The sequence below is a fragment of the Williamsia sp. genome (assembly GCF_016462415.1).
Classification (GTDB): Bacteria; Actinomycetota; Actinomycetes; order Mycobacteriales; family Mycobacteriaceae; genus Williamsia_A.
The window spans coordinates 1-6539 of sequence record NZ_JAEMTF010000045.1 but is presented as its reverse complement, the minus strand read 5'-3'; the positions used below and the strand labels follow the sequence as shown (position 1 = coordinate 6539).

The window sequence follows — 6539 nt, the reverse complement described above, 5'->3', positions numbered from 1 at the left end:
CCGATCGTGTCCCCGGTCGTCCTGCGCTCGTGACCGACGGTCGATCGTCCACCTACGCCGAGGTGCGGGATCGGGCGCGGTCGCTGGCGGGACGCCTGGCCGCGGCCGGCGCCAGGTCGGGAACCACGGTGGCCGTGGTGGTTCCGCGCAGTGACGTCGCGATCACCGTCCATCTCGCGGTCCTCATGACCGGTGCGGCCTACGCCCCGGTCGATGTCACCTCCCCGGCGCAACGGATCGCGATGATGCTCGACGACTGCGATCCCGTGCTCGTCGCGGTGGTCGACGAGACCGCGCACCTGGCCGGGAATCGACCACAGGTGCGGTGCGACATCGACATCGACACCGACGTCGTCGCGTATGCACCGATGACATCGCTCGAGGTCCACTCGGCCTCGGCGGCATACGTGATCTTCACGTCCGGGTCCACCGGACGACCCAAAGGCGTTGTCGTGAGCCACCGCAGTGTCGTCGCCATGCTCGACGCCACCGGCGACGCCCTCGGCCACCGCGAGACCGACGTCTTCTCCTGCACCCACTCGTTGGCGTTCGACTTCTCCGTCTTCGAGGTGTTCGCCGCCTGGCGGGTAGGAGCCGCGGTGGTATTGATCGACGCACCGACCGTCGCCGACCCGGTGTCGTTGTGGCGGCGACTCACCGACTCCGGGGTCACCGTCCTGTCGCAGACGCCGTCGGCGTTTCGTCCGCTGGCCGATCACGGCGTGGGCGCCGGTGAGCCCGGGCGTCTGCGCCAGGTGGTGTTCGGAGGCGAAGCGCTGCAACCGGATCGGCTGCGTGCGTTCGCCGAAGCGTTCCCGGGGACACAGCTGTTCAACCTGTACGGACTGACCGAGGCGGCAGTCCATGTGACCGTCACCGAGGTGGATCCGTCCGATCCGCGGTCGCTGATCGGGTCAGGGCTCGGCGACACGCGCCTCATCGTCGCCGACCGATGGCTGAACCCGGTACCGACGGGTGTCTGGGGCGAGCTGTACGTCGCGGGGTCGCATCTCGGCGACGGGTATCGCGGACGAGCCGGTCTGACCGCAGAGCGGTTCGTCGCGGCGCCGGCCGGTGCCGACGGGGAGCGTGTGTATCGCACCGGCGACGTCGTGCGACGGACCCTCGACGGCCGACTGGAATACGGGGGCCGCGCCGACGACCAGGTGCAGATCCGCGGCTTCCGCGTCGAGTTGGGCGAGGTGGCCGCCTCGTTCCGTGCGCTGCCGACGATCGCCGACGCCATCGCCTCGCTGCGCCACCCGGAATCGATCGACGGCGGAACGCTCGTCGTCCATGTGCTGCCGGCGCCCGCGTCGGAGCCGGTGGCATCGACGGATCTTCTCGCGGCGGTGGCCCGTGTGCTCCCGCCTCAGGCCGTGCCCGCGCACGTCGTGACGGTCGAGGCGTGGCCCCTGACCGCCTCGGGCAAGATCGACCGGGGTGCGCTCCCGGCCCCGGTCGATGTCGCCGTAGGCGACTCGGTGGATCACGACGGCGAGCCTCTGCTCGGTCAGGTGATGGGGATCGTCGCCGACGTTCTGGGCGTCGACAGATCCGCCGTCGACCCCCGTTGTCCGCTGCTCGACCTCGGCGCGAACTCGTTGTCCTACATGCACATCGCGGTCGCGGTGGCGCGTGAGACCGGACGACGACTCTCGGTCACCGACCTGGCCGCGGCGCCGAGCGTCGCCGACATCGCCCGCGCGCTGAGTGCTGCGCCGGTCATGGCCGACGCGATCGACACCGCGGCGGACGGGCCCGGTGACTACGTCCCGAGCCCCCAGCAGAAGGGGCTGTGGATCCTCAACCGGCTCGACGAACGGTCCACGGTCTATCACCTCCCGGCCCTGATCGAGGACATCGGCGAGATCGATCCGGCGGTCGTGCGGTCGGCGGTCGGTGACCTGGTCGAGCGGCACGACGTCCTGCGGACCACCTTCGCCGAGCGCGACGGCGAACCCGTCGCCCGCGTGCTCGACATCGACACCGTCGCAGCGTTGATCGACGCCATGATGGCGCCCGTACCCGTCGACACGGAGAATCTCGACGCGACGGCCCGGGCCCTGGCGTTCCGCCCGTTCCGTCTCACCGGCGGACTCGGATGGCGGTTGGCGGTCCTCGATGTCCGCAACCGCCCAGTCGACGGGGTGGGGGCCGCGGTGCTGCTCGTCGCCCATCACGTGGTCGCCGACGGGTGGTCGCTCGATCTGATCGCCGTCGACCTCCGGACGGCGCTCGCCGCACGCCAGAACGGCCACGCGCCGGCCTGGGACTCCGCGCCGACGATGTATCGCGACCACGCCCGGCGGTTGGCCGCCGGGCCGTCGACCGTGGACGCAGACACCGGGTACTGGCGGACGAGACTGGCCGATGCCCCCGTGCACATCGCACTGCCCAGACCGGGTGCGGCGCCGGTCGACCGGTCCGGTCCCGAACCGGCCGAGCACGTCGACATCGACCTCGGCGTCGAGGTACGCGCCGCCGCCGGCCGACTGGCCGAGAAGGCGCACACCACCCTGTTCCACGTCGTACACGTGGCGCTCGTACGAACCCTCGCGACGTTCACCGGCACCGATGACATCGTCATCGGCACACCGATCGCGGGTCGCGACACCGTCGACGAGCTTGCGGGGGTCGGGATGTACGTCCGTACCGTCGTCCTGCGCACCGCGGTCTCCGACGACGAGACCGTGGGCACGGCGGTGATCTCGAGTGAGCAGTCACTCGCCGCGGCGACCGCACACAGCGCCATCTCCTACGAGGGCATCGTCGGTGCGCTGGCGCCCGCGCGTACCAGCGACACCGACCCGTACCTCGACGTGATCCTGGCCTTCGCGCAGGCGGCGGCCGCGAGCGGTCCGACGGTCCGCCCGATCCGCGTTCCGCACGCACGGGTGCCGGTGGAGTTCAGCGTCCTCGACCACGGTCCCGAAGCCGGGATGACGATCACTCTCATCGCCGGTGTGTGGCGGGTGGACACCGCGATCGCGCGACGGATGCTCCGCCATCTGGCGCAGGTGATCGCCGACATCGCCGAGACCGACCCCGACAGTCCGGTGCCGCACACGAGCATCGAGGTCGACCACTCGGCTGCTGTGCAGGCGGCGCCGATCACCGTCGACCCCGTCGAGGCGATCCTGCACGTCGTCGAGTCGACGCCGCACGCGGTCGCGGTCACGGATGCCGCCGGCGACCTGACGTATCGCGAACTGATCGACCGGGCCGAGCAGATCGCCGACATCCTGCGCGACGACGACATCGGTGTCGGTGACCGGGTCGCCGTGGTGGCGTCCCGGTCGACCGGCGCCATCGCCGCTGTCCTGGCGACGATGTCGGTGGGCGCGGCGTACGTCCCGATCGACTCCGCATATCCGTCCGCACGGATCTCCGCCCTTGTCGCAGCGAGTGACCCGGCCGCGGTGATCACCGTCGGCGATGACGCCGAACCGGCTCCCGCCGACCCGGGTGTCGACGTCGCCATCCGCCACCGAGGCGAGGGCGCACGCGCAGCTGGTCCGGTGCCATCCGACGCCCCCGCCTACGTCGTCTACACCTCCGGATCCACCGGGACGCCGAAGGGTGTGGTGGTCACACGCGGAAATCTCGCCGCGCTGCTCGCCGCCGCCGTGCCCGTCGTCGGCGCGACCGACACCGACGTGTGGACGTGGTTCCACTCGCCCGCCTTCGACTTCTCGGTCTGGGAGCTGTTCGGGGCGTTGACATCCGGCGGACGGGTGGTGATCGTCGACGCCGACACCGCCCGGGAGCCCGCCCTGCTGCTCGATCTCATCGAGCGCGAACGCGTCACCATCCTCAGTCAGACCCCGACCGCGTTCGCGCGCCTGGTCGACACCGAGATCAGTGCCCGGTGGTGGTCGTCGCTGCGGTGGGTGGTGTTCGGCGGCGAGGCCGTCATCCCCGAATCGCTGCACGACTGGCATTCGCAGACGCCGGGGGTCGGCCTGCTGAACATGTACGGGATCACCGAGACCACCGTGCATCTCACCCACGGCGTCGTCGACACCACCGATCGGCGCAGCATCGTCGGGGAAGCCCTGCCCGGCGTGACGCTGCTGGTTCTCGACCGCAGGCTCCGTCCGGTCCCGATCGGGGCCCGCGGCGAGGTGTACGCGATCGGGGACCAGGTCGCGCTGGGCTACCTCGGGGAGACCGCCCCGACCGCCCACCGGTTCGTCGCGTCGCCGTTCGGACCACCCGGCACCCGCATGTACCGCACCGGCGACCACGCGCGCCGCCTCGACAACCGCCGACACCAATACCTCGGCCGGGTCGACCGCCAGGTCCAGTTGCGCGGTTTCCGTGTCGAACTCGGTGAGGTCGCCGCAGCGCTGCGCGCCGAGAAGACCGTCGCCGACGTCCGCGTGCTGGTCCGACCCGGCGTCCGGGCGGGCGACGAGACCCTGGTGGCCTTCGTCATCGCCCACGGACCCGGTGACGAACTCGATGTCGAGCGACTCCGACAGGACTGTGCGACGACGCTGCCCGCGCATCTCGTCCCGTCGAGCATCCACCCCGTCGCGGCCTGGCCGCTCACCGCTTCGGGCAAGCTCGACGTCGCCGCGCTGATGGCCGCCCTGGGCACCGATGTCGGGACCGGGCGGCCGCTCACCGCCTCCGAGGACGTCGTGGCCGCCACGATCGCGGCGGTCACCGGGGTCGACGTCGGCACGCTGGGCGCCGCGTCGAACTTCTTCGACCTGGGCGGCAACTCGCTGTCGGCGGCACGTCTGGCCGCCGCGCTCGGCGAGGTGGCGCCGGCGATCACCGTCCGTGACGTCTTCGAGCACCCCACCGTGGCGATGCTGGCCGAGCTCATGGACCGACCGCACGCCGCGGCCCGACCGGCCGGTCCTCCGCCCGCCCCCCGCCCACGACCGGCACGCCTGCCGCTGACCCCGCAGCAGGAGGAGATCTGGCTGCAGTGGCGCCTCGACCCCGCCGACACCGGCTACCACCTGTCCACGACGATCCCGCTGTCGGCAGCGGACACGACCGGCTTCGCCCCGGTCATCCGATTCCTCGTCGACCGGCACGACGCCCTGCGGACCAGCTACCCCGAGGACGCCGACGGCCCCCACCAACTGCTCTGGGACGCGGAGTCGATCGACCTCGACCTCGCGCCGGTGCCGGTCGACGACCTCGCCTCCGCGGCCCGTCTCCTCTCCCGACCGTTCGACCTCGCCACCGAGGTGCCCTGGCGCGTCGCCGTTTTCGCGGCGGGAGACGAACTCGTCCTGGGCATCGCCATCCATCACATCGCCTTCGACGGCCACTCGATGGCCGTCATCGAACGCGAACTCACCGAGACGCTCGCCGGGCGCACCGCGGGGATGCCCGAGGCTCTCGACTTCGCCTCGTACACACAGTGGTATCTCGAGTCGCTCGCCGACCGGCGCGAGGTGCTCGACGCCTTCTGGTCGCAGACCTTCGCCACCCCGCCCACCCCGCTGCGCCTGCCCGGTGTCACACACACCGCGGCCGGCGGCGACGTCAGCGGCATCGAGTCCGCCGACCTGCCCGACGACGATCACCGCGCGCTGCGTGCGTTCGCGGCGCGCAGCCACACCACCGTGTTCATGGTGGTGCACGCCGCGCTCGCCGCGCTGCTCGCCCGACGCGCCGACACCGACGACATCGTCATCGGCACAGCGACATCCGGGCGCATCCACGAAGCGCTCGCCGACACCGTCGGGATGTTCGCCCGTACCGTCCCCCTGCGCACCGCGATCGACCTCGAGCTGCCGTTCACCGACCTGCTGGCGTCGGTGACCGTCGCCGACCTCGACTCGTTCGCCCACGCCGACCTCCCCGCCGGCGCGATCGCCCAGCACGTCGACGCGGGTGGTGCGTCGGTGGGCACCGCGGTCTCCGACGTCTTCCTCGCCGACCTCACCAACGAGTCCGGCCTCGCGGCGCGCGCCGCGATCCTGCGCACCGGAGCCGATGTCGACCGTCCCCGGGCACGATTCGGACTGGACTTCGCGCTGGTCGCGGGCGACACCGAGACCCGCCTCGCGCTGATCCACCGCACCGCGATGGCCGAGCGCGACACCGCACGCGGACTGGTCGACGACCTCGTCGGCCTTCTCCGCGCAGTGGTCGCGGCACCCGAGAAACCCGTCGTCGACCATCTCCTCGGCGACGTCGGACGTCCGGGGGAACCGTCCGAGGGTGCGGATCCGACACCCCTCGGCGACCTCCTCGCCGAGGCCGTGGCCCGCCATACAGACCGGATCGCGCTGGTGGAGCCGGGATTCGCAGACGGAGTGGGTCAGACGCTGACGTACCGCGAGCTGGCCGCGTGGGCCGGGGACGTCGCCGCGACCATCAGCGCCCGCGGCGTCGGTCCGGGTGATCTGGTCGCCATCCACGGCACCCGCTCGGTCACCGGAGTGGTCGGGATGTGGGCGGTGGCATCCACCGGCGCTGCGTTCGTCCACCTCGACGCCGCCGACCCGAGCGCGCGTCGACAGACGATCGTCTCCGACGCGCGGCCGGCGCTCGGTCTGTACGCC

General features: G+C 71.7%; 1 protein-coding gene. It reads left to right on the top strand.

Annotated features, from left to right (window positions below; genetic code table 11):
- Positions 1-6539: non-ribosomal peptide synthetase (locus tag JHC79_RS12580; RefSeq protein WP_296391235.1), on the top strand; the 6539-nt coding region annotated here is incomplete at both ends.